The 22,987-nt window shown below is 59.2% G+C and carries 21 protein-coding genes; 15 read left to right on the top strand and 6 right to left on the bottom strand.

Annotation, left to right across the window (positions count from 1 at the left end; genetic code table 11):
* Positions 1 to 296: 296 nt before the first annotated feature.
* Positions 297 to 3,020, bottom strand: a complete 2,724-nt coding sequence (locus LF252_RS19615) for a T9SS type A sorting domain-containing protein (RefSeq protein WP_226271290.1) — start codon at positions 3,018 to 3,020, stop codon at positions 297 to 299.
* A gap of 172 nt (positions 3,021 to 3,192) precedes the next feature.
* Between LF252_RS19615 and LF252_RS19610 the strand changes: the two genes are divergently transcribed.
* From LF252_RS19610 to LF252_RS19575, 8 genes are all read left to right on the top strand, one after another.
* Entirely contained in the window at positions 3,193 to 4,032 is an 840-nt protein-coding gene (locus LF252_RS19610) for a Rossmann-like and DUF2520 domain-containing protein (RefSeq protein WP_226271289.1), read from the top strand.
* A gap of 70 nt (positions 4,033 to 4,102) precedes the next feature.
* Entirely contained in the window at positions 4,103 to 4,432 is a 330-nt protein-coding gene (locus tag LF252_RS19605) for a 2Fe-2S iron-sulfur cluster-binding protein (RefSeq protein WP_226271288.1), read from the top strand.
* An 89-nt stretch (positions 4,433 to 4,521) separates the two neighbouring features.
* The gene (gene iscX / locus LF252_RS19600; protein WP_226271287.1) at positions 4,522 to 4,758 is read left to right on the top strand and encodes a Fe-S cluster assembly protein IscX; all 237 of its coding nucleotides are present in this window, start codon (positions 4,522 to 4,524) and stop codon (positions 4,756 to 4,758) included.
* A gap of 131 nt (positions 4,759 to 4,889) precedes the next feature.
* Positions 4,890 to 5,393, top strand: coding sequence for a KdsC family phosphatase (locus LF252_RS19595; RefSeq protein WP_317197874.1), 504 nt, complete (start codon positions 4,890 to 4,892; stop codon positions 5,391 to 5,393).
* 139 nt (positions 5,394 to 5,532) lie between these two features.
* Positions 5,533 to 5,727 carry a cold-shock protein gene (locus tag LF252_RS19590; RefSeq protein ID WP_226271286.1) on the top strand — a complete coding sequence of 65 codons (195 nt, stop codon included), beginning with the start codon at positions 5,533 to 5,535 and terminating at the stop codon, positions 5,725 to 5,727.
* A gap of 122 nt (positions 5,728 to 5,849) precedes the next feature.
* A complete protein-coding gene (locus LF252_RS19585; RefSeq protein WP_226271285.1) occupies positions 5,850 to 6,776 on the top strand; it encodes a geranylgeranylglycerol-phosphate geranylgeranyltransferase in 927 nt (308 codons plus the stop codon).
* Positions 6,777 to 6,928: 152 nt separating this feature from the next.
* A complete protein-coding gene (locus LF252_RS19580) occupies positions 6,929 to 8,200 on the top strand; it encodes a BamA/TamA family outer membrane protein (RefSeq protein WP_226271284.1) in 1,272 nt (423 codons plus the stop codon).
* A gap of 137 nt (positions 8,201 to 8,337) precedes the next feature.
* Positions 8,338 to 9,516 carry a glycosyltransferase gene (locus LF252_RS19575; RefSeq protein ID WP_226271283.1) on the top strand — a complete coding sequence of 393 codons (1,179 nt, stop codon included), beginning with the start codon at positions 8,338 to 8,340 and terminating at the stop codon, positions 9,514 to 9,516.
* Here the strand turns inward: LF252_RS19575 and LF252_RS19570 are convergent.
* The 3 genes from LF252_RS19570 to LF252_RS19560 are packed head-to-tail and all read right to left on the bottom strand — an operon-like array spanning position 9,513 to position 12,019.
* Positions 9,513 to 10,115 carry a class I SAM-dependent DNA methyltransferase gene (locus LF252_RS19570; protein ID WP_226271282.1) on the bottom strand — a complete coding sequence of 201 codons (603 nt, stop codon included), beginning with the start codon at positions 10,113 to 10,115 and terminating at the stop codon, positions 9,513 to 9,515. The two genes, LF252_RS19575 and LF252_RS19570, sit on opposite strands and share 4 nt — an antisense overlap.
* 12 nt (positions 10,116 to 10,127) lie before the next feature.
* On the bottom strand, positions 10,128 to 10,868 hold the full coding sequence (locus LF252_RS19565) for a PIG-L deacetylase family protein (protein ID WP_226271281.1): 741 nt from the start codon (positions 10,866 to 10,868) through the stop codon (positions 10,128 to 10,130).
* Between the two features lie 32 nt (positions 10,869 to 10,900).
* Complete coding sequence (locus LF252_RS19560) at positions 10,901 to 12,019, bottom strand: acyl-CoA dehydrogenase family protein (protein ID WP_226271280.1); 1,119 nt, start codon at positions 12,017 to 12,019, stop codon at positions 10,901 to 10,903.
* A 212-nt stretch (positions 12,020 to 12,231) separates the two neighbouring features.
* Between LF252_RS19560 and purH the strand changes: the two genes are divergently transcribed.
* Positions 12,232 to 13,767, top strand: a complete 1,536-nt coding sequence (gene purH, locus LF252_RS19555; protein WP_226271279.1) for a bifunctional phosphoribosylaminoimidazolecarboxamide formyltransferase/IMP cyclohydrolase — start codon at positions 12,232 to 12,234, stop codon at positions 13,765 to 13,767.
* A 98-nt stretch (positions 13,768 to 13,865) separates the two neighbouring features.
* Here the strand turns inward: purH and LF252_RS19550 are convergent, their stop codons facing one another.
* The gene (locus LF252_RS19550; RefSeq protein ID WP_226271278.1) at positions 13,866 to 14,186 is read right to left on the bottom strand and encodes a PKD domain-containing protein; all 321 of its coding nucleotides are present in this window, start codon (positions 14,184 to 14,186) and stop codon (positions 13,866 to 13,868) included.
* A 367-nt stretch (positions 14,187 to 14,553) separates the two neighbouring features.
* Between LF252_RS19550 and LF252_RS19545 the strand changes: the two genes are divergently transcribed.
* From LF252_RS19545 to LF252_RS19520, 6 genes are all read left to right on the top strand, one after another.
* Positions 14,554 to 15,579: a rod shape-determining protein gene (locus LF252_RS19545; protein ID WP_125430124.1), complete on the top strand. Its 1,026-nt coding sequence runs from the start codon at positions 14,554 to 14,556 to the stop codon at positions 15,577 to 15,579.
* A gap of 113 nt (positions 15,580 to 15,692) precedes the next feature.
* A complete protein-coding gene (mreC, locus tag LF252_RS19540) occupies positions 15,693 to 16,619 on the top strand; it encodes a rod shape-determining protein MreC (RefSeq protein ID WP_226271277.1) in 927 nt (308 codons plus the stop codon).
* Positions 16,616 to 17,152, top strand: coding sequence for a hypothetical protein (locus LF252_RS19535; RefSeq protein ID WP_226271276.1), 537 nt, complete (start codon positions 16,616 to 16,618; stop codon positions 17,150 to 17,152). Before mreC ends, LF252_RS19535 begins: the two co-directional genes overlap by 4 nt.
* 77 nt (positions 17,153 to 17,229) lie before the next feature.
* Positions 17,230 to 19,068 carry a penicillin-binding protein 2 gene (gene mrdA, locus LF252_RS19530; protein WP_226271275.1) on the top strand — a complete coding sequence of 613 codons (1,839 nt, stop codon included), beginning with the start codon at positions 17,230 to 17,232 and terminating at the stop codon, positions 19,066 to 19,068.
* 87 nt (positions 19,069 to 19,155) lie between these two features.
* Positions 19,156 to 20,454 (top strand): rod shape-determining protein RodA, encoded by a 1,299-nt coding sequence (gene rodA, locus LF252_RS19525; RefSeq protein WP_226271274.1) that lies wholly within the window; start codon positions 19,156 to 19,158, stop codon positions 20,452 to 20,454.
* 71 nt (positions 20,455 to 20,525) lie between these two features.
* Positions 20,526 to 21,878: a hypothetical protein gene (locus LF252_RS19520; protein WP_226271273.1), complete on the top strand. Its 1,353-nt coding sequence runs from the start codon at positions 20,526 to 20,528 to the stop codon at positions 21,876 to 21,878.
* Here the strand turns inward: LF252_RS19520 and LF252_RS19515 are convergent.
* Positions 21,853 to 22,914 (bottom strand): hypothetical protein, encoded by a 1,062-nt coding sequence (locus tag LF252_RS19515; protein ID WP_226271272.1) that lies wholly within the window; start codon positions 22,912 to 22,914, stop codon positions 21,853 to 21,855. The genes LF252_RS19520 and LF252_RS19515 overlap by 26 nt on opposite strands.
* Positions 22,915 to 22,987: the final 73 nt, after the last annotated feature.

Below are 22,987 nucleotides of genomic sequence, written 5' to 3'. Positions count from 1 at the left end.
AAGAGGTATTGCCTGTTGACTTGTAGGTTGTCAACACCAACGGTGTATCGTGTGTAGGCAGATAAATGCCAGTGCAAACAACAGAGAAACAGACAAACGTGGAGTGTACATTTCGTACCTCATTGAGTGGCCTCACGATACTCTCTGCACCATTCGCAGGCTGCTCCAATGCTTTCTACACAGCGCGCTTTCGTGCCGAGAAGCTTGTAGGATTGCCTGAGCAATCCTACACTGCCTGTGACATAAATAAAAAAGGGCCGCCAGAAGGCGGCCCTTTTTGTTCGAGAGAGGGTTTCTTACTTCTGGATAGAGATGTTACGAACCATGTACTCCTCGCCGTTGCGCACTTTCACCACGTACATGCCGTTGGCCAGACCGGAAAGGTCCAGCTGGTTGGTCATGTTGTCGCGGATGGTGGCCGTGTGCACGCGCTGACCAACCAGGTTGGTTACTTCAACCTGCAGGCCATTGCGGGCGTTGGCATTGCTCACTTCAATATTCAGGCGGCCCGTAGAGGGGTTCGGGTACAGGCTGATAGCCCGCAGCAGCGCCGCCGACGACGAAGTAATGGCCGTAGCCGTTACGGCTACATCGTCCACGTACAGGTTATACTGGTTGGCGTCGCTGAATACGCGGAAGCCAATGTAGTAAGTGCCGGTAGTAGTGGGCGTGATGGGCAATACCTGACCCGCGCCAGTACCGGCGGTGGTAGTGGTGTACGTGGTGTTCGTGATGCTCTCGTTCCGCCACAGCAGGTTGGTTTGGCCGGCCGGCGTGGTAGCGGTGCCATATTTCACCTCCAGCTTCTCCGAGGAGTTGTTCACGGCGGCTTTGTACTTGAAGGAAACCTGGTAGGAGTAGCCCGCCTGCAGCGTCATAGCAGGCAGGAAGAACCAGTCGTCCGCCGCAAAGTTGGGGCTGTAGATGTAGCGCATGTGGTACGGAGCCGAAGCCGGAGCACCACCCTGCACATCGGAACTGGCCGGTACCCAGGTGCGGGCATCGTTGTTGACGTTGGCAATGGTAATACCACAGACCGGGGTAGCACCCGTGCCGCTGTCGAAGTTCTGCGTATAGGGGAAAGCCGTAATCTGGGGAGGTACACATACCGTGGTGAAGCTCACTGCTGCGGTGCTCAGATAGCTGGTTTCAGCAGTACCGCATGCAGTGCGCACGTACACATCGTATGGCATGCCTGAGGTCAGGCCCGTAATGGTGATGGGCGAGGTAGTGCCTGAAACCGTGCTGCCGCTTGTAGTGGGGTTGAAGCCCCGCGGCCCGTAGATAACCGTGTAGGCAGTACCGTTAGCATTGGCTGCCGTGAACGTAACGTTAGCCGAGGTGGCCGTAATGTTGGTAACGGCAATATTGGTCGGCGGCAAGCACGTGGGAACCGGCGCGAAAGTGGCCTCCACACCCAACCGGGTGCGCAGCGTCGTGTTATTAACCGGCGTCCAGGCCGCTCCCGGAGTTTGGTAGTAGAAAGTGCCAGCACGCAGCGGGTTCTCCAACTGATACGCAATGCCCGCGTTGCCGGATACTTCCAGAACGCCAATGTAGAAGTCCCCGGTAATAACCGGTGCCGGCTGCGGAATAGTGAAGTTAACCGTGCTGGCGGCTGTCGACCGGGTTTGCGTTGGGGAGGTGTACAGCACTGCGCCCGGCGTTCCATTAGCACCCGTGGCATCCAGCACTACAAACTGGTAGGTAGAAGCCGTGCCCGCCAGGAAATACGCCGTAATCCGGCTTACCGTAGTGGTTTGGGTATTTTTGTACTTGGTAGCCAGAATGCCACCATCCGTACCTACACCCACTGAGCCAACGAACGGCTGGGTATCATCAATGTAGGCTACCTGGTTGGTGGTAACTTTCTGCGTATAGGGCAGTGAGTTGTTCGTGTTGTCGTCGTCGGCAGGGATAGTAACCGTCAGGTTATTGGTACCCGTAGCCAAGGTGGTAGGGTAGCTGTCGAAGGTAACCGCCTGCGTAGCGCCGGGGGCCAGTGTAGCAATGGTTTTGGTGCTGGTGAAGGTATTAGCACCGCCTACCGTAAGCGTAACGGGTACGTTCGTGAGCGTGTTGAAGCCGTTGTTGGTAACAGCGGCAGCTACGGTGTGCGGCAGCGAGTAGGGCACTGCCAACTTACCCAGCGTGTGGATGGTAGCTACAGAGGCGTCGTTGGCGGGCTGGGGCAGGAAGCGGTACGTGCGGCCCGCATCTGGTGGCACGGCGCGGCGGTAGTTGTGCGTAGAGGTACCGTAGGCACCCGTGATGAAAACGGTAGTAGACCACGCGCCTGCGGAGGAGGTTTTATTGCCCAGGACGGTTTGCCCGGCGGCGCTGCCGGAGCCTTTAATACCAACCGTGGGGAAACGGGCAATATCGGTACCGGTAGTAGCCGCTACGGTTGGGCCGTATACGAACTCAATAGTATTGGAGGTTTCGTAGAGCTTTACCTGAAAGTTGAAGCTGGCATACTGCTTAGCATTACCACCGGCTTTATCACTCACGTTTTTCCACTGAATAATGCACACCCGGTTGGGGGCCGTGCCCGTGGTGGCCACGCGGTACTCCGCGCCGCCTGCAACCGAGCCGGCTTCCAGGTCAAAGTTGAACGGCGCAATCAGGTTAACATCTGCGGGGCTGGTGCTGGTGATGGGGTCCACACCGGGAGCCTGGCCGTTTTCGTAGTTGGCAAACAGGTTAGCCACCGAGGGAGCCGCCGTGCCAAGGCGCAGAATACCGTTGGTATTCAGTACAAAATCGGTGAATGACTGCCCGTTGTAGGTAAACGTGAATCCAATAGGCGTAGCGGCCGAGTTGTCGTCGTCAGTATTAGCCGTAGCAATGGCGGTGCCAGTAGTACCCAGGTCAGTATAAGTGCCGGTTACGTTCTGCGCCGAAGATGGCAGATAGCGAAGCTGCGCCTGTGCCGTCTGGAAGCCGAGGCCCAGCAGCCCCAGCAGCGCCAGCTTACGCCAGTATCGACCGGAATGCGTTGTTTTGTAGAGTTGTGTCATAAAAGACGCTCAAAAAAAGAAAAAGTGAAAGAAGGGTAGTTGTGAAGCCGAAAGCTCGTCACCGGGGTGAAATTTCCTGCTTACGCACGAAGTGGCAAGATGTCAAATATTGCGCATAAAGCTGGTAAAATCGACATAAAAACCACTTTTTAATTGCGTTTAATGCAGTAACATGGAAGTTGACTTACCGTTCTTGCAACCGCACCAAACCAGCTTGCGGGTAGTAGTGCTGGGAACTGGCAAAGTAGCTGGGCACCTATTGCCAGCCCTGCAGCAAGCCGGGCATGAGGTGGTTGGTATTTGGAGTCGCACGCTGGCGTCGGCACGGGCAGTAGCTGTGGCTACCGGCGTACCAGTGCTAGCCAGCCTGCAAGCGCTGCCACCGGCGGAGGTATATATATTGCCACTACCCGATGCCGCCGTGCCCGAAGTGCTGGCAGCGGCCCGGTTTCCGGCCGGAGCACTGGTGGTGCATACTGCCGGGGCTCTGCCGTTGAGCGTGTTTGCTGGGTACCCACATATCAGGGGAGGCGTGTTGTATCCGCTCCAAACTTTCAGCCCCGGCCGCCCCATCAACTGGGCCACTGTGCCGTTGTTCCTGGAAGCGGCTGATGCGGCGGGTATGCGCACGTTGCGGCAGCTGGCTGCCTCGCTCAGCCAAGATGTGCGGGAGCTTACCTCGGCTCAGCGGCTGCAGCTGCACGTGGCCGCGGTGTGGGCCAGCAACTTTCCCAATCACCTCTTGGGAATCAGCCATGCCCTGCTTCAGGAAGCCAACCTGCCGGGCGAGCTGCTGCACCCGCTCATTCAGGAAACCGTGGAGAAAGCCCTCAGCCAGCCGCCTTTCACAGCCCAAACCGGCCCCGCCCTGCGCCACGATGCCAGCACCCTGGCCCGGCACGAGGCGGCGCTGGCCCGCCACCCGGAGTGGCAGCGGTTGTATCAGCAGCTGACCGCCAGCATCCAGCATACGGCCCAGGAAGAGGCGGCAAACAAACCGGCCGGTTCGTAGCTTTGATTCGGGGGGCGGCGTGCCTACCTTTGCAGCCTCATTTTTGCCCCGTTCTACCTAGCATTCCGCCGTGAAAGCCGTACATATCACCTTCAAGTTTCAGGACGGCCAGCCCGACCAGACGCACGTGGCCGCCGAGGGCGAATCGGTGCTGGACGTGGCCCTCAACAACGACATTCAGCTGCAGCACAACTGCGGCGGCGTGTGCGGCTGCAGCACCTGCCACGTGTACATTCTGCAGGGCGAAAACGACCTGCCCGAAATTTCCGACAAAGAGGAAGATTTCATTGACCGCGCCATCAACCCCCGCATCAACTCCCGCTTGGGCTGCCAGTGCGTGGTGCAGGGCAACCAGGACATTGTAGTGCAGATTCCACCCCAGAACTTCTTGGGCCACTAATTTTTGAGTTGTCGGTAGTAGGTTGTCAGTTGCTAGTTTTTGCTGATGCCTGTCCTGACAACTGCCAACTCGCAACTGACAACAGATTTATGAACCACTTTGAGCCCCCGATGCAGTGGAGCGACCATGAGGATATTGCCATGGCGCTGTACGAGAAGTTCGGTGACGACTTTTCTGAGGCAAAAATTTACCGCATCCGCTTCACCGATTTGCTGGAGTGGGTGCTGAGCCTGCCCAACTTCGAAGGCACCCGCGAACAGGCCAACGAGGGTCACCTGGAGCAGATTCAAGCCAAGTGGGTGTACGAGTGGCGCGACAATCAATAGCTTCGGCTCCCGGTAATAAGCATAAAGCTCCGGTAAGGCTTGCCTTGCTGGCCCGGTTTGGGCGGCGAAGCGGGGCTTGCCGGAGCTTTGCGCTGCTACCAGGCAGAGGCAGCATTTTCATCGCATAGCACATGGATTCTTTGAATTATACCCCCGATTTATCGGCTATTAAAGTATTTATTTTCGATGTGGACGGCGTGCTGACCGACGGCACGCTACTGGCCTTGAACTCGGGTGAGCAGGCGCGGGCGTTTCATATCCGCGACGGGTACGCCGTGCGCCACGCCATCCGGAAGGGCTACCGCGTAGCCATTATTTCGGGGCGTGAGGAGGAGGGCGTGCGCAAGCGGCTGGAGTCGCTGGATGTGCGTGACATCTACTTAGGCGTGGATGACAAGATGAAAATCTTTAATAGCTTGCTGAATACCTACCACCTGGAGCCCGGCACCATTGCCTACATGGGCGACGATATCCCCGACATGGAAGTGATGCGCCGCTGTGGCGTGGCTGCGTGCCCTGTCGATGCGGCTACCGATGTGCGGGCCATCAGCAACTACACTGCGACGCTGCCCGGCGGCCACGGAGCCGTGCGCGAGCTGATTGAGGCCGTAATGAAGCTGCAACAAACCTGGTAGCCGAAGCCCCGGCCCTGATTAGCGAAGCCCGCTTTAGGCTCGATAACCCCGGTTGTACGCAATACAGCCGGGGTTGTGCTTTTCTAAAATCCCTCTATATTTACCCCCAACCATCATCAACCCAATTCTTTTCTTTTTCATGAAAACAGGAACCGTAAAATTCTTTAATGAGTCGAAGGGCTACGGCTTCATTACGGAAGACGGCACGAAGGAAGATTTCTTCGTCCACATTACCGGCCTTAACGGGGGCCAGCTCCAACAGAATGACCGCGTAGAGTTTGATACTCAGGAAGGCCGTAAAGGCGTTAACGCGGTGAATGTGAAGAAACTGTAAACACACGTTTACTCAAGTTTTTAGCTCACGTATGAAGAAGCCCCGGCCACGTTTCGGCCGGGGCTTTTTTAGTGGGCGCTGGTGCTGGCTGCGCATCTTTGCAGCCCATTTAGTTGTTTTTCATGGCTCACGCATCTGCTTCATCCGCTTCCAGTTCCCTGCCTACCGAGGCTGACCGGCCGGTGCCCGAACCGGGTGGCTGGCGCGACCTGGCCCGGCTGGTGCGCCTGCCCAACCTGCTGATTATGGCTTTGTGCCTGGTGCTGGTGCGTAGCTGCCTGCTGTTGCCAGGAGCCTCGGGGCCGCAGATACTTACGCCGCAATTTGGGGTGCTGGTGCTGGCCGCGTTGTGCATCGGGGCGGCCGGCTATATTATTAATGACTACTACGACGTGAAGATTGACGCCATCAACCGCCCTGGGCGGCTGGTAGTAGGGCGAGCGGTAAACCGTCGGCACGCTATGCTTGCCCACTTGCTGCTTTCGGGTGTGGGCGTTGTGCTCAGTGGTCTGGTATCCCCGTGGGTTGGGGTGGTCAATTTGGCTTCGGCCGTGCTGCTGTGGGGCTACTCGGTGCGCTTTAAGCGGGTCGCGCTGGTAGGTAACCTCAGTATTGGCTTGCTTACGGCGGCTTTGGTGCTGCTGCCCGAGTTACAGGCCCGTACCGGCCGGCCCGCCGTGTGGGGCTACGCGCTGGCGGCCTTCCTGCTGACCATGGTGCGGGAAATTGTGAAGGACGTGGAAGACATGCGTGGCGACGCCCAGCACGACTGCCGGACGCTGCCCATCGTGTGGGGAGTGCCGCGTACCAAGTGGATGGCCGGATTTTTCCTGGCCTGCTTGGCGGCACTGGTGGCCGGTGCAGTGTATCAGCTGCTGACAACCCGACACTGGCTGCCGGGCGGATGGTTGTTGCTGCTGGTACTGGTGCCGCTGGTAGCCCTGGCCTACCGCCTGCGCCGTGCCGACCGGCGGAAGCACTTTGCCCGCCTTAGCGCATGGTGCAAATGGCTGATGCTGGCCGGCGTGTTATCGATGGTGTGGATGTAGCGGTGGCTGGCACTACGCTCCCCGACAACCGTAGACTCAACTGTTGCGTTAGGAGGCTACGGGCCGCGCGCTGCGGCAGGCACACCCACTTTGCGCAGGTGCCGGGCGGCCCGCTTCTTCCATTCACCATCCTGTCCCCAAGCCATCTACGTATGCGCTTTCTCTACCCGCTGCTGGCGCTAGGCGCGCTGGTTGCCCCGGCTGCCCAGGCGCAGTCGGTTACCCCGGCCTCATCGGAGTCCACCGATTTAGTAGCCTCGGCTGCCCCACTCACCCAAACCGAAGCGGCCACTCCTGCAACCGGTGCGCCGGTAGGGCTTACCAAAGCCTTAGCCCCGCAGAAAGCAGCCAAGTTCAAGCTCACGCCCGACGACCCCAATAAGCCTAGCTTTATTCCGGTGCCTATTGCCTTCTATCAGCAGGAAACCGGGTTTGCCATCGGCGCGGCCATCCTGCCAGTGTGGCGTTTTGGTACGGACACCACCGTACGAAAATCCAATGCCCGCCTGATTGCGTGGTTCTCGCAAAAAAAGCAAACCACCGTGCAGCTCACGCACACTATTTTCACCAGAGATGAGAAGTTTTACTTCTCGGGTGAGTTGAGCTACTACGACTTGGCCTTCAACTACTACGGCCGCGGTAACGAAACCAGCAAGGCCGATGAGTCGCATATTCAATACCCACTATGGGTGTTCGACGAGAAGGTGCTGAAAAAAGTAGTGCCCAACCTGTTTGTGGGGCTGCGCTACCGTCTTACCGATTTGGGCGAGGTGAAGTTGAAAGACCAGGACGGCAACCCGGCGTCCTACTATACCATTCCGGAAAGCCAGCGCAAGGGCTACACTACTTCGGGCGTGGGCCCGGCCCTGCTCTACGATGGCCGCGACAACGTGCTGGCCACGTATCGGGGTAATTTCGTGGACGCGCACGTGCTGTTTGCGGGTAAAGGCCTAGGCAGCGACTATAAATTCACGCGGTATATGGTGGATGCCCGCCACTTCAACCCGCTGTTCGGCTCTAACAATACTATTCTGGCCCTGCAATTTCTGGGGCAGTATCACACCGGGCAGGTTCCGTTCCGGGAATGGGGCGGCATGGGGGCTACGTTGGGCGGTTCGCTCTACAACAACGCCTATCTGATGCGCGGTATCTACGAGGCCCGCTACCGGGACCGGCAGTTTACCACCGCGCAGGCTGAAATCCGTCAGAAGTTATTCTGGCGCATTGATGGAGCTGTATTTGGCGCCGTGGGCGAAGTAGCTCCGGCCTTGAGTGACTACACCTTTGATGGGTTGAAGTTTGCTGGCGGGGCCGGTGCCCGCTTCCGCTTTAACCGCCGTGACCGACTCAATATTCGCCTCGATTACGGGGTAGGTTCCGGAGGAAACTCGGGTATCATCTTCGCCGTTGGCGAAGCCTTCTAGGTTAGCTTACAATGAAACTCACTACCAAGTCCCCGGATGCCTTAATCCGGGGATTTGTGCGTTTTAAGCTCGTCAGTTCGGTTCTTTTGTGCAGTCAGATTAGCTTTTGCTGTTGACTTAGCCGTAAAAGATGGCACATGTCCCACGCTACTCCCCTCCGTTTTCACTTGGTCACTTCGGCTGGTGCCGCAATTGCCTCGTGCTGGCATAAAGCTGCACCTCCCGCATCAGACCTGCGAGCAAGTGTCATTATCCCGGCCAAAAATGAGGGTGCTACTATTGCAGCCACACTGGCAGCCCTGGCCGCGCAAACTGATTTGAACGGCTACCCGTTGCCACCACAAAGCTACGAGGTGCTGTTGCTGGTGAATAACTGCGCTGATGACACGGCGCTAGTAGCCCACCGATGGAGCCAGCAGCATCCGGAGCTAGTGTTACACATTGCCGAAATTACGCTGCCCGCCGCCGAGGCCCATGTGGGCCGGGCCCGGCGTATTCTGATGGATGAGGCCTGCCGGCGGCTGGAAACGGCGGGTACCCCCGATGCCTTCATTGCCAGTACCGACGCCGATACCCTGGTAGCGCCAACGTGGCTGGCAGCTACGGCCGCGGCCCTGGCGGCCGGGGCTGATGCCGTGGGAGGACGGATTCTGATGCTGGAAAAAACCTTTGGCTGTCCCGTGCGGCGCCTCCAGCTTCTGGATGCCACCTACCATCTGCTGTGTACCCAACTACGGCAACACCTGGACCCCACCTCTCATGACCCCTGGCCCCGGCATCATCAGCACTTCGGGGCTAGCTTGGCTGTAACAACTGCCGCTTATCGTTGCACGGGCGGTCTACCCGTCGTGCCATACCTAGAGGATGAAGCTTTGTATCAGGCTCTGTTGCGGCACGGCTTGCGGGTGCGACACAGCCCCACAGTACAGGTGTTTACCTCGGCCCGGCGACAAGGGCGCGTGCCAATAGGCTTATCCTGGCAGCTGCGGGAATGGGCTGAGTTAGCGGGCGAGGAACCTATGGTGCCGCACCCCGCTGGCGTGGCTGCCGAGGCCCGGCTGCGTTGGCAGCTACGCACCTTGTGGGAGCGACGAAACCGCCCAAGCAGCGCGCACTCAGCGTTAGCTCAAGAAATAGGGCTACTATTATCCTGTTACAGCACTTTTGGAGCTTTTTGGGAGGCTTGTCAGCCGTACCTTACTCGTGCTACCACCTCGGCACCTGTACGCTTGTCGGAAGCAGTGCAAATACTTCGGCGAATGATAAAGCAGACCCGGCGGGTAGTGCCGCGGGTGGTCGTCTCGAAGGCGGGTTAGGTACGAGCCAGTAAATCGAGGCGGTAGGTGGGGTGTCGTTCGGCGTGCAGATGAGTGAGCAACCCCTGTGGCTGAGCTTCCTGCAAAAAATATTCGTGCACGTCGTCGCCAGTTAAAGGGTAGTCGTGCACGGGGGGCGTCCAGTGCACTAACAGCAGGTGCCCACCTGGCAGCAGAGCCCGAATGATTTGCTGCCGTACCGATTCTAAATCTTGCGGACTTAAATAGTACCCTACTTCCGATACGACAATCAACTCAAACTGCCCCTGCGGAAACTCCCGGGGTACTTGCATCAACTGAAACTCTACCTGCGGCAAGTGGGCACACCGTTGCCGGGCCCGTTCCAGGGGAGCCTCAGCCACATCCACTGCTAGCAAATGACCACAGCAGCTAGCCAGTTGCTCGGTGAGCACGCCTAAGGAGCAGCCTATTTCAAACGCAGTGGCGTAGTGAGCCCGTGGCAGAGCTGCCAAGCTAGTGGCATACTTGTCTCGTTCGTAAGGGCTGGTTTCGAACTTCCACGGGTCTTCGTTGGCGCGGTACACCTCGTCGAAATAGGCCGGCGGCAGAGAATTTGGCTGTTGCGGATTGGGCTGCATAGAAAACTAAAATCAGATTGTAGCTTCCAGATATACTTCGGTCGGCTGGGCAAAGTGCGCTAGCATGGCCGGAGCCAGTGTGAAGCCAGTGGGGTCGTCGTCGATAGGAGAGCTAGGTAATTGGGACTGGTGAGCCGCAATAGCCTGCTGCTTCTGCTCCAGCACGGGGCTGATATCCAGCTGCCAGCCACTTACCTCCTCGGGTTGCGGCAAATCAGCGGGTTGTGCCCGTTCCCAGGCCCATACTACATATTCCAGCAGGCGGAGAGGCGAGGGGAGGTGTTGAATGGCCGCCTGAGTCAACTGGAAAGTGGCCCGGTGGTCGGGGTGTGGGTCGCGCCGCCAAGGCACCAGCACGGTAGCCGGCTGGGTTTGCTGCAGAAAGGTGGCCAACTTCCGAACGGCAGCGGCTCCGGCCGGCTGCTCGGGCATAGGTACGGCACCGTCGGGTTGGTGCAGGCAGAGCAGTGCCTCCGCGGGCACGTGAAGTGCTGTTAAGGCTGTGCGCAGTTCCTGCTCCCGCAATGCCTGCCGGGCCGGAGCCGAAAACTTAACGGAGTTAGGGTGCGACATAGTGCCGTCGCTAACCAGCACGCACCACACCGGCTGGCCCGCTTGCCGCAGCAGTGCCAGCAGCCCCCCGCATCCCAAGGACTCATCATCAGGGTGGGGGGCTATTACTACAGTTGGGCCTAACGTGGCGGCCGTAACTGCGGGCAATAGAGGGTATTGGGTGCTGGAAAACGTAGACATACACCCATACTACGCAAACAGCCCAGAACCGGCTAGCTAGCCCACAGCCGGTACGCGGGCTCCTGACGCTCCAATACGTAGCGACCTGCATCGGCCAAAGCCGCGTCAGGAGCCGGCTGGCGCAAGTAATGCGTCAGGTCGCGGTGCAGGCGCTCAAATGGCTCCGGCCGCAACAGGCCCCTGGCCCCCACACACCGCTCCGTCAACGGCAGCAGCCGCAAACACATATCCTCGATGGCCGAACGCATGAGGTTCGCGTGGGCTACTAGCGTGTCGGCAACGGCCCCTGGCGCGGCTGCTACGGCAGCGGCGGCCGTGAGCCAGTGCTGTCCGCTCCCCAGCAAGAAGGCCATTTCGCCCAAGCGTTGGCGCTGGTAGGGGTCGGTGGTGCGGCCGAGCTGCTGCAGAAACCGACGCGTTTCGTCTACTAATGCCTCAGCGCCGCCTAGCTGTACGGCCGCAAACCGGATGGCTCCCCCACTGAACCAGGGCTGCGCGTAATAGTCGCCGGGCTGCCCAAGCAAACACTCCTCGCCAATTTCCAGCCCCGTAAAATCCACTATAAAGCTGGCTGATGCCCGCATACCCAGGGGTTGCCAAAACTCCTTCTGATATTCCGGTGCCTGCTGATCAACCGCTAGAATAAGCATTTGCCAACCGCCATCCGGCAGTGCTGCCGTGAACAGGGGCCGGGTGATGAAGCTGGCCCCGGAGGCAAAGGTTTTGCGCCCGTGCAACCGGTAGCGCCCGTTAGGCAGCGGCTCCAGTCGCACCCCGTCCTGCGCCTCGGTGTTCCACACGCCGAATAAGTGTCCCTCTAGCGCATCACCTGCCCACCGCGCCTGCTGCCCCATTGAGCCATACCGCTGGAGCAGTTGCAGCGCATTTGCGTGGCCTTCATACACCCGACCCACCGCCAGGTTGCCACGCCCAATATGTCGCAGTGTGCTTAGCAGACTCGCAGTGTGCTCGGGCTGAGCCAGCCCGGCTCCACCCAGGGCGGGTGCCAGAGGGGCACTCAGCAGGCCCGCTGCCCGCAGCCAGTTAAATTCTGCCAGCGGAAAGTTGCCTTCCTCGTCGGTATATGGGGCTTGGACGAATAAACGCGGGGCGAGTTCGGCAGCGGCCAACTCGGCCGCGGAGGGGCTCAATATAGTAGCTGAAGTAGCGGAAATCAACGGCTCAAGCATACGTACACAAGGGCATAGTGGAGCTATGCTATACGGTTCTGCTACTGGTTGAGCCAAACTCAAGTGGAAGTTTTGTTGGGGTACGCTCAAAAGCGCAGTTAATAATTCCGTAACAACGGCCCGGCTGGGGCTGCCTACCTTCGCGCAGCGTTTCACTCTAAAGCCCGTTTGCCATGTCGCAGCCCATTCGCTCCGCCCTTGTTTCCGTGTATTACAAAGACCGTCTGGAACCGTTGGTGGCACTGCTGAAGGAGCACGGCGTAACCATCTACTCCACCGGCGGCACCCAGCAGTTTATTGAGGAGCAGGGCGCGCCCGTAACCGCCGTTGAAAGCCTCACGGGCTTCCCGGCCGTGTTCGGGGGCCGCGTCAAAACCCTGCACCCCACCGTATTCGGCGGCATTCTGCACCGCCGCCACGAAGCCAGCGACCTGCAGGAAGCCGAGCAGCACCAGATTCCGCCCATCGACTTAGTGATTGTGGACCTGTACCCTTTCGAGGAAACCGTGGCCTCGGGTGCCCCCGAGCAGGACGTTATCGAGAAGATTGACATTGGCGGCATCTCGCTGCTGCGGGCTGCGGCCAAAAACTTCCGCGACGTGCTAGTGGTCAGCTCCCGCGACCAGTACGCGGCCGTAACCGAGCTGCTGCAGGCCAAAGGCTGCGCCACCGACCTGGAGGACCGCCGCCACTACGCCGCCGCCGCCTTCGAGGCCACCTCGCACTACGACACCCACATTTTCCGGTACATGGCCCAGGGTACCGAGCTGAGCGGCGCGGCCCTGAAGCTTTCCGAAAAGCCCGCCACCCCGCTGCGCTACGGCGAAAACCCCCACCAGGCTGGCACTTTCTACGGCGACCTGTCGGCCCTGTTCGACCAGCTCCACGGCAAGCAGCTCAGCTACAATAACCTGGTAGATGTGGACGCGGCCGTGCTGCTGATGCAGGAGTTTCAGGCCGACGGCCCCGCCGCCTGCGCCATTCTCAAGCACACCAACGCCTGCGGCGTGGCCCAGGCCGATAGCCTGCACCAGGCCTACCTCAACGCCCTCAGCTGCGACCCGGTATCGGCGTTTGGTGGGGTGATTATCGTGAACAAGCCGGTGGATGCCGCCACGGCCGGGGAGCTGAGCAAGCTGTTCTTCGAGGTGCTGATTGCCCCGGAGTTTGAGGCGGATGCCCTGCCCATTCTGCAAAGCAAGAAAAACCGCATCCTGCTGCGCCAGAAGCCGGTGCAGTTCCCCTCCAAGCAGGTGAAAACCCTGCTGAACGGCGTGATTGAGCAGGATTTCGATAATGTGGTAGAAGGCGCCGCCGACTTCCGCACCGTTACCGAGTCGGCCCCCTCCGCCGACGAGGTAGCCGCCCTGGAGTTTGCCCTCAAAGTGTGCAAGCACACCAAGAGCAACACTATTGTGCTGGCCCGGGCCGGTCAGCTGCTCGCCTCGGGGGTGGGGCAGACCTCCCGCGTGGATGCCCTGCGCCAGGCCATCGAAAAAGCCCGCAGCTTCGGCTTCGACCTGCAAGGAGCCGTTATGGCCTCCGATGCCTTCTTCCCCTTCCCCGACTGCGTGGAAATTGCCGGCGAAGCCGGCATCCGCGCCGTGGTGCAGCCTGGCGGCTCCATCAAGGACCAGGACAGCATCGACGCCTGCAACCGTTTGGGCATGGCCATGGTGCTCACCGGGGTACGGCACTTCAAGCACTAACCTCCGGGCACCGTAAGCAAACAGCAACGGCCGGCTACCTTGGATTGGGTAGCCGGCCGTTGCTGTTTGCTTACGGTGCCCGGAGGCAGTTCTGGCCGTTACTGAACAATAACCACCTGTTTGGTGGTGCTGGCCGAGTTATCGTCGTTTTTGGCCGTAAGCTTAATGGTGAACGTACCGGCGGCGTTGTATTTATGGTTGGTCTTGATGCCCGTGTCGCTCGAGCCGTCTCCCCACTCCCACACAAACGAGGTGGCTTCCGTGCTGCAGCCGGCATTCAACTCCACGGTTTCATTGACTTTGGAGCTGGGAATTCCTTTCTCAATGGTGAAGCAGGCTTCGGGTTTTTTGCCGCAGCTTGCCAGCCCCAGGCCGATGACCAAAGATCCGAATGCGTAGGCGAGGAAATGAGATTTCATGAAAAAATCAAAAATGGTGAGTAGTAAAGCTACCACCTTTTTCTTTGGACAAACCCCAGATAATCTCCACTATGGTCAGTGGAAATAGAGCGGCTTGATTAGTATATATTACGAGTTACTGACGTGTTGTTTAAAAATGTTGAAATATGATTTAAGAAATAAAACTGATGACATTATGAGCAGCTGGCAACTGGCTGTACACTAAATAAGAGTGAGAAATGTCATATACGGCGCCGAGCAGCGTTATAGCATCCGCCAGCGTGGCAGCGTGCAGAAACTCAGGCTGCAGCTTCGCTGAAACTTGCTTACTTTTGCCCCACTTTTAACGGGCGCAACCAGCCCGTTCTCATTCACTTGCCGTAACTCGATGGGTTTCTTCAATTTTCTGACCAGCGACATAGCCATTGACCTGGGCACGGCCAACACGCTCATCATTCACAACGATAAAATCGTGGTGGATGAGCCGAGCATCATTGCAAAAGACCGCACTACCAATAAAGTAATTGCCGTGGGTCGGCAGGCGCAGCAGATGCACGAGAAGACCCACGACAACATCAAAACCATCCGCCCGCTGAAGGACGGCGTAATTGCCGACTTCCACGCCGCGGAGGAGATGATCAAGGGGCTCATCAAGATGATTGACACCCGCACCCGCCTGTTCCAGCCTTCCCACCGTATGGTTATCTGCATTCCGAGCGGTATTACGGAGGTGGAAAAGCGCGCCGTGCGTGACTCCGCGGAGCACGCCGGGGCCAAGGAGGTGTGGATGATTCAGGAGCCCATGGCCGCCGCCATCGGCATCGGCATCGACGTGGAGCAGCCCGTGGGCTCCATGATTATCGACATAGGAGGGGGCACCACCGAAATTGCGGTAATTGCCCTGTCGGGTATCGTGTGCGACCAGAGCATCAAAACCGCCGGCGACGTATTCAACCAGGATATTCTGGACTACATGCGCCGCCAGCACAACCTGCTCATCGGCGAGCGTTCCGCCGAGCGCATCAAGATTGAAGTGGGCGCGGCCCTCACCGAGCTGGAGCAAACACCCCCCGATTTCGAAGTGCGCGGCCGGGATTTGATGACGGGTATTCCGAAGGTTATCAAAGTAACCTCCTCGGAAATTGCCATTGCCCTGGATAAATCGGTGGCCAAAATTGAGGAAGCCGTACTAAAGGCCCTGGAAATTTCGCCGCCCGAGTTGTCGGCCGACATCTACGAAAACGGGATTCATCTGACCGGTGGTGGCGCGTTGCTGCGCGGGCTGGATAAGCGCCTGGCGGCCAAAACCAAGCTGCCCATTCACATTGCCGAGGACCCGTTGCGCGCCGTAGTGCGCGGCACCGGTGCCGCCATCAAAAATATCCCCGCCTTCCGCAGCGTACTGCTGACGTAGTTTAGAAGCGAGACAGTGAGAAGTGAGAAGTGAGATTTTCGTTCCGGTTCCCGTGTGGGAGTGGTTGAACGAAGTCTCACTTCTCACTTCTCACTGTCTTATGTCTCATTTCCATGAATAACCTGCTCAACTTTCTGTTTCGCTACCGGGGCATCTTGGTATTTGCGGTGCTGGAAGTATTGAGCTTGTACCTGCTGGTGCGCAACAGCTCCTACCAGCGGGCGGCGTTTTTCAACTCGGCCAACGCCTATGTAGGGCAGGTGCTGGATTGGCGCACGCAGGTGCAGGACTATTTCCGGCTGATTGACGTGAACCGGGAGTTGATGCACGAAAATGCCCGCCTGCGCCAACAGTTGTACCCTTCTGATTTAGGCCGCCGCCAAGCCGATTCGCTGCCGGTTAGCAAAGACAGCGTAACGCAGGCCCGCCTGCGGTTGCTGGGCCGTCCTGACTCATTATTGCTGGGCTTGCGCCAGCTGGCCGCTCATGACCCCGACTACCCGCTGATTCCGGCCCGGGTGGTAAGTAGCACGCAACGCCGCGTGGATAACTACCTAACCTTGAATGTGGGCACGGTAGATGGCGTGAAACTGGGCATGGGGGTGATATCGGCTGAGGGCGTAGTGGGCCGCGTGAAAGTAGCGTCCCCGCACTACACTACCATTACCTCAGTTCTACATTCTAAATCAGCTATTTCGGCCCGCATTCAGCGTGATGGTACGATTGGCACCGTACGCTGGCTGGGCGACGACCCCACGCACGTGCTGCTCGACAACGTACCCCGCCAGAACAAGCTGGTGCGCGGCGACACGGTGGTTACCTCGGGCTACAATGCCGTATTCCCGGAGGGCGTACGCATCGGCACTATTGAGTCGTTTGTGAAGGAGCCGGATAAGAACTTTTGGACGGTGCAGGTGCGGCTGGCCGTGGATTTCTCCCGCCTGACGTATGTGTACCTGGTAACCAGTCGCCCCAAGGCCGAGCGAGATACGGTAGAAGCCCGGGCCGGCATTAAACCCGAAGCAGAGGAACGACCATGAGAGGCGGCGTACTGGAAATATTGTGGCAGGCCGGCCGGGGTATTCTGTACCTGGCGCTCTATGTGCTGCTCATCAGCGGCACCGATTTTGTGCTGTTCAACCTGGGCTGGTGCCTGATTTATCTGGGCTTTTTGCTGTTTCTGCCTATCAATACGCCCATTGTGGTACAGCTGCTGCTGGGCTTCCTCACGGGCATCACTCTGGATACCGTATTTGATACCGGGGGCGTACATGCGGCCGCCGCCGTGCTGATTATGTACTTGAGGCCCTGGGTGTTGCGGTTGCTTACGCCCCGCGACGGGTACGACTCCCAGGATGCGGTGAACATCCACCAAATGGGCTGGCAGTGGATGGTGGTGTACCTGGCGATGCTGATAAGTATTCACCACGTGGCATTTTTTCTGCTTGAGCTGGGTTCTTTCCGCGTGCCGGGTATTACGCTGGCCAAAATTGTGGTGAGTACGCTCTACACCGGCCTCACGCTGCTGATTATTCAGTTGGTATTCTTCCCCACGCGGCGCCGGAGCCGGTAGGTGCTCATCACTTCCTGAAGTATCTTTGTGGTTCCGACGGAAGCGTCGGAACTCATTTCTTTTCAGACTTTTCCGCTTTGCAATACCTTGAAGGCCGCAAGTACGTAGTTCAGGCAATCTTCCTGACCGTCGCGCTGGTGTTTGCGGCCCGCCTCTTTTATATCCAGGTGCTGGATGGTAGCTACAAGCTAGCCGCCGACCGCAACACGCTCCAGCGTATTGTGCAAACGCCCTACCGGGGCCTCATCTACGACCGGAAGGGCCAGATTCTGGTGCAGAACACGCCGGTGTACGACCTGATGGTGGTGCCCCGCGAGGTGAAACAGCTGGATACCGCCCGCTTCTGCCAACTGCTGCAGCTGCCCGTGGAGGAGGTGCGCGAAAGCCTGAAAGCTGCCAAAGCCTTCAGCCGGGTGAAAGCCTCACCGCTGGTGCAAAACCTGAGCACGCCCGAGCTGGCCGCCATTCAGGACAATCTTATCGACTTTCCGGGCTTCAGCGTGAAAGCCCGCATGGCCCGCTCCTACAACACCCACAACATGGCCCACGCTCTGGGCTATGTGGGCGCCATTACCCCAGCCTTCCTGGAGAAGCCCAAGTACGCCAAGTACCAGCCCGGCGAGTTTCTAGGCATCACGGGGTTGGAGTCGTATTACGAGGATAAGCTGATGGGCCGGCGCGGCGTGCAGTACCGTATGGTGAACGTGCGGGGCATCGAAAAAGGCGCCTTCCGGGGCGGCGAGTTTGATACGCTGTCGGTAGCCGGGCAGGATTTGCACCTGAGCCTCGACTCAGAGCTGCAGGAGTATGCTGAGAAGCTGATGGCCGGCAAGCGGGGCTCCGTGGTAGCCCTCGACCCCAAAACCGGCGAAATCCTGGTGTTTGTGTCGGCCCCGTCGTTCGACCCCGCTACGCTGTCGGGCAAGGGTATGGGCAACCGGTACATGGAGCTGCTTAATAACCCCGAGCGGCCCCTGTTCAACCGTCCCCTCATGGCCACCTACCCGCCCGGCTCCACCTTTAAGCTGGTGAACGAGCTGGTGGCGCTGCAGATGGGCGTGGTATCGCCGCAAACCGGGTTTCCGTGCAACTGGAAGCTGGTGCGCTGCACCCACCGCCACGAGTACCCCAGCAACGTGGGCATTGCCATCAAAAACAGCTGTAACCCCTATTTCTACCAGGTGATGCGCACCGCCGTGATGCGCGGGCGCTCCACCAACCGCTTCGAGGATGCCCGCTTGGGCCTGGCCGAGTGGCGGCGGCAGGTAATGAAGTTTGGGCTGGGCGAGAAGCTGGGCGTGGATATGTCGCAGGAGAAGAAGGGCCTGATTCCGTCCTCCGACTTCTACGACAAGCGCAACGGCTACCACCGCTGGAACTTCCGCACGGTGTACTCACTCAGCATCGGGCAGGGCGAGGTGGGCATTACGGGCCTGCAGATGGCCAATGTAATGGCTACCATTGCCAACCGGGGCTGGTACTACACCCCGCACTTCGTGAAAGGCATTGGGCAGGGCGGGCCGCTACCCCAATTCCAGGTGAAACATACCGTGGGCGTCGACCCCATCCACTTCGAGGAAATTATTCCCGGTATGCAGGGCGTAGTGGACGGCCGCGGCGGTACGGGCAGCGCCGCCAGCCTGCTCGATGTAGGTATTTCAGTAGCCGGCAAAACCGGTACCGTGCAAAACCCCCACGGCGACGACCACGCTACGTTTGCCGCCTTTGCCCCGGCCGAGGACCCCAAGATTGCTATTGTGGTCTTCATCGAAAACGCCGGCTTTGGGGGTAGCTCGGCCGCGCCACTGGCCTCGCTGGTCATGGAAAAATACCTGCGCGGCAAAGTGGCCCCCTGGCGACACCGCTGGGAAGAGTGGCTGCCCGGCCCCGCCGAACGATTTGTTAAACATCATTAACTGATACTCCAGGTATAGCCGGGCTTCTAAGCCGCTTGCAAAGCAGTACACCCTGGCTTCTTGCTTACCTTGGAATGACGTTCTCCTATGCCAACTTCTCCTGCCCGTTATAGCCGCAGCATCGATTGGGTAACGGTGCTCATTTACCTGGTTATGGTAGGCGTGGGCTGGCTGAACGTGTACGCGGCCAGCTACTCGCCTGATGCTCCCGCTAACCCTCTGAGCAGCTTGGGCTTTTCGGAGCTGATGGCCTACGATTGGTTTAAGCAGATACTGTGGGTTGCTACTGCCGTGGCACTCATTGTGATATTGTTGGTTATCAACTATAAAGCCTACGACACGTTTGCCTTCGCGCTGTATGGCGGCATGATTGTGCTGCTCATCATCACGCCGTTTATTGCCCGGCCCATAGGAGGGTCCCGCTCCTGGCTGGAGCTGGGACCCATGCGCCTGCAACCGGCCGAGTTTGCCAAGTTTATTACGGCGCTGGCGGCCTCGCGCTACATGGCCAGCATCAACCTGCGCCAGCAGAACTTCCGCGACCAGCTGGTGCTGGCCGGCATCACACTGCTGCCCCCGCTGCTCATCCTGGCCGCCAACGAAACCGGGCAGGCCTTGGTATTTGCCGCCTTTCTGCTGGCCTATTTCCGGGAAGGTATGTCGCCGCTGATTCTGGTGATTCTGGCCGCCGGCGGAGTTATCCTGATTTTGGCGCTGCTGGTACCCAAGCTATGGCTGATTGGGACGTTTACCCTGATTCTGGCGGTAGCCTTTGGCTTCAACTCCAAACTGTGGCGGCACCATTTACCCTTGTCACTGAGCGTGTGGGCGGTGGTGATTGGGATGGTGTTCGGGGTTGACTTTTTCTTTAACAACGTACTGCAGCCGCACCAGCGCAAGCGCATTGAAGTGCTTATCAACCCCTCAGCCGACCCCCTGGGCGTGGGCTGGAACGTCACACAGTCGAAAATTGCTATTGGCTCGGGCGGGTTTGCCGGCAAGGGCTTTCTGCAGGGTACCCAAACCAAGTTCGACTTCGTACCGGCCCAGAGTACCGACTTCATTTTCTGCACGGTAGGCGAGGAGTGGGGCTGGCTGGGTACTACCGTAACCATAGTCCTCTTCATGGTGCTGCTGGCGCGCATTGTGTACGTAGCCGAGCGGCAGAAATCGGTATTCGGCCGAACCTACGGGTACTGTGTGGCCAGTATCATCTTCTTTCACTTCTGCGTGAATATTGGGATGACCATCGGGCTGGCCCCGGTGGTAGGTATTCCGCTACCGTTCTTCAGCTACGGCGGCTCCTCGCTCTGGTCGTTCACCACGCTGCTGTTCATCCTGCTGGCCATTGATGCCTACCGCAAGCAGGACTTGGAGCGGTATTAGGAAGGGCAGGGCCGAAGCTTGGGGTGAAATGTAATTCACAGCTTCTCATTCTGGGCTGTTTCTTTGCAAGCATGACTGCTACTTCCTTGCCGCTGTGTGCTTGCCGGCCGGCCGTGCCCCGCTGGGTGTGGGGCTGGCTGGTACTGCTGCATCTACTGGCGCTGGGGTGGCAGCTCTGCCATCGGCAGCCCTTTTTTCCGGATTCTGACCGGTACGTGCAGGCGGCGCGTAACCTGCGCGACGCAGGCGTGCTGTACGCGCTGCCGCTCAGTGAGAAGCCTCTGCAGTTACAGGAGTACAGCATCCGCCCACCAGCTTACCCGGTGTGGTTGTGGCTGACAGGTGGGGCGGGCCAGGGCTTTCCGTGGGGGACACTGTTGCTACAAAACCTGCTGAGCCTGCTAAACCTGGGTTTGGCGCTACGGTGGCTGGTAGCACAAACCGGCGGCCTAAACCAGCGGCAGTGGGCGTTGGTGCTGTTGCTGACTGCCGCGGCCCCGGCACAGTTCATCTACGCTAATGTACTGATGAGCGAAGTACTGCTGCAAACGGCAGTGGTGGGACTATGGCTGAGTTTGGTGGCTTTCTGTACGGAGGGCTGGCAGGCTCGGCACTTGGCTTGGGCGGCGGGGGCCACCATGCTGGCACTACTCACCAAACCAGTGTTCGGCCCATTTGCGCTGCTGTTGTTGGTGCTGGTAGGGGTAATTAGCTGGCGGCAGCGTCGGCCGTGGCTGGTAGTGGTAGCTGCCTTGCCGGTGGTAGCAACGCTGGGATGGATGGCCCGCAACGAAGCCCGTACCGGCTATTTCCACTTCTCTAGCATCACCGAAATCAACCTGCTGCGCTACAACGTGCGGGGCGTGCTGCAAACTACCGAAGGCCCGGCTGCCGCCGAGAAATTCGTGCATGGCACGCTGGCTGCCGCCAATCAACGGCCCACATTTGCCGAGCAGCAGCAGTATGTGCAGCACGCTGGTATGGCTGCGCTGTTGCGCCATCCGGTGGCCTATACCGGTCAGCACCTACGAGGTATGCTCACGCTGCTGCTCGACCCCGGCCGCTTTGACGCCGTACACTTTCTGCGTCTGTCGCAACCCACTACCACGAGTCTTCTGCGCCTACTCAACCAAGGCCAGTACATAGCGGCCGCGCAACAACTGCAGCAATTGCCGGTGGGCCTACTGCTGGGGTTGGGGTTGATATTTTTGGCAAACGTAGCGCGGCTGGGGCTGATAATCCGGTTTGGGCTGACGCGGGTGTACCCGCGGGCCATGCGGTTGGTAATACTGGGACTGGTGGCCTATGTGGCCCTGCTCACGGGGCCGCTAGGGGCCGCCCGGTTTGTTGTACCGATACTGCCACTGCTGTTGGCGGCTGCCGGGGCGGGGCTGCCAGCTACGAGGCATCTTGGCCGGGTGTAGCGTCCGGCGTGCTACTCAACCAGCGGAATAGTGGGTCGTAGGTGAGAATGCGGGCACAGGCTACGGCAAACACCGGGGCCGCGAGGTAGCCCATCCGGCCCAGGTCGCCGGAGAGCAGCATGTGCACGCCCACCACCAGTACCACGCCCAGCCCCGGCCAACCCAGGGCCGGAATCCAGTGCTGCCGGCTGCTTGCCGAGCGCCCACCCGCCACCAGCACCAGGCTGAAAAACCCGAAAATGCTGAAGATTTCGCCTATTCCTTTCACCGAAGCCAGCCGCCGTAGCGAGTACGTGAGGTTCTCGATATGAGCCAGGGCGTTGTGCACGCTTTCGGCGGGTGGGGCTCCTACTTGGTTGTCAATCCAGAACCGCACGGCCACCGCCGCTGCGCCGCCCACCGCCAGCCACGCCAGCTGCGCCGGCCACCGTAGCGCCGGCCGGCCGTACAGCAGCAGCCACGGCACCAAGAAAACAGCCGATTCCTTGGCCTGCGGAGCCAGCAGATACACGGCAACCAGCGCTGCCGCGGAGCGGGCCTTCACCCCGTAGAAGGCCAGCGCACATACTAGCAGGTACAAGCTGTCCACCAGAGGCAACCCCGCCATATACACGGCCCAGCGGCTCGCCAGCACGGCAGCTACGGCTAGCACTGCGGCCGGAGGCGCGGCCCCGTACAGTAGGCACGTACGGAACAGTACCAAGCCTACCCCAGCCATCAGCAGGCAGTTCACCATGTAAAAAGCCAGCCGCAAGGGCCACTCGGAAGTGGCGCGCTGGGGCCATATTCGGCCGTACACTTGCTCTATGGGCCATGCTACGGTGGCAGCGGCGGCGGGCACCAGCACCCGGTAGCGCCGCGTAATACTTACCCCGTCAAACTGCCCCCGCGCCATGCTCAAGTAGCTGCGGGTATCCAGGGAGTGGGAGAAATTATAGTGCACGTACATGGTATAAGCCGGGCCGGCTACCAGCCCCAGCGCCAGCACATACACCACCAGCCACCGGGGCCAGCGCAACGAAACAGCAGGTACCATATGCTGCAAGGTAAGCCACCAAAACAACTCCGCCGCCCGATGTAACATCGGACGGCGGAAGTACAAGCGGTTC

It is taken from the genome of Hymenobacter pini, assembly GCF_020421205.1.
In the GTDB taxonomy this organism is placed as follows: Bacteria; Bacteroidota; Bacteroidia; order Cytophagales; family Hymenobacteraceae; genus Hymenobacter; species Hymenobacter pini.
This window is presented reverse-complemented; position numbering and strand designations above follow the sequence as displayed.

Coding starts and splice junctions, on each gene's coding strand:
- LF252_RS19615 (WP_226271290.1), bottom strand. CDS start 3,020: ATGACACAACTCTACAAAACAACGCATTCCGGTCGATACTGGCGTAAG.
- LF252_RS19610 (WP_226271289.1), top strand. CDS start 3,193: ATGGAAGTTGACTTACCGTTCTTGCAACCGCACCAAACCAGCTTGCGG.
- iscX (WP_226271287.1), top strand. CDS start 4,522: ATGAACCACTTTGAGCCCCCGATGCAGTGGAGCGACCATGAGGATATT.
- LF252_RS19595 (WP_317197874.1), top strand. CDS start 4,890: ATGGATTCTTTGAATTATACCCCCGATTTATCGGCTATTAAAGTATTT.
- LF252_RS19590 (WP_226271286.1), top strand. CDS start 5,533: ATGAAAACAGGAACCGTAAAATTCTTTAATGAGTCGAAGGGCTACGGC.
- LF252_RS19585 (WP_226271285.1), top strand. CDS start 5,850: ATGGCTCACGCATCTGCTTCATCCGCTTCCAGTTCCCTGCCTACCGAG.
- LF252_RS19580 (WP_226271284.1), top strand. CDS start 6,929: ATGCGCTTTCTCTACCCGCTGCTGGCGCTAGGCGCGCTGGTTGCCCCG.
- LF252_RS19575 (WP_226271283.1), top strand. CDS start 8,338: ATGTCCCACGCTACTCCCCTCCGTTTTCACTTGGTCACTTCGGCTGGT.
- LF252_RS19570 (WP_226271282.1), bottom strand. CDS start 10,115: ATGCAGCCCAATCCGCAACAGCCAAATTCTCTGCCGCCGGCCTATTTC.
- LF252_RS19565 (WP_226271281.1), bottom strand. CDS start 10,868: ATGTCTACGTTTTCCAGCACCCAATACCCTCTATTGCCCGCAGTTACG.
- purH (WP_226271279.1), top strand. CDS start 12,232: ATGTCGCAGCCCATTCGCTCCGCCCTTGTTTCCGTGTATTACAAAGAC.
- LF252_RS19550 (WP_226271278.1), bottom strand. CDS start 14,186: ATGAAATCTCATTTCCTCGCCTACGCATTCGGATCTTTGGTCATCGGC.
- LF252_RS19545 (WP_125430124.1), top strand. CDS start 14,554: ATGGGTTTCTTCAATTTTCTGACCAGCGACATAGCCATTGACCTGGGC.
- mreC (WP_226271277.1), top strand. CDS start 15,693: ATGAATAACCTGCTCAACTTTCTGTTTCGCTACCGGGGCATCTTGGTA.
- LF252_RS19535 (WP_226271276.1), top strand. CDS start 16,616: ATGAGAGGCGGCGTACTGGAAATATTGTGGCAGGCCGGCCGGGGTATT.
- rodA (WP_226271274.1), top strand. CDS start 19,156: ATGCCAACTTCTCCTGCCCGTTATAGCCGCAGCATCGATTGGGTAACG.
- LF252_RS19520 (WP_226271273.1), top strand. CDS start 20,526: ATGACTGCTACTTCCTTGCCGCTGTGTGCTTGCCGGCCGGCCGTGCCC.
- LF252_RS19515 (WP_226271272.1), bottom strand. CDS start 22,914: ATGGTACCTGCTGTTTCGTTGCGCTGGCCCCGGTGGCTGGTGGTGTAT.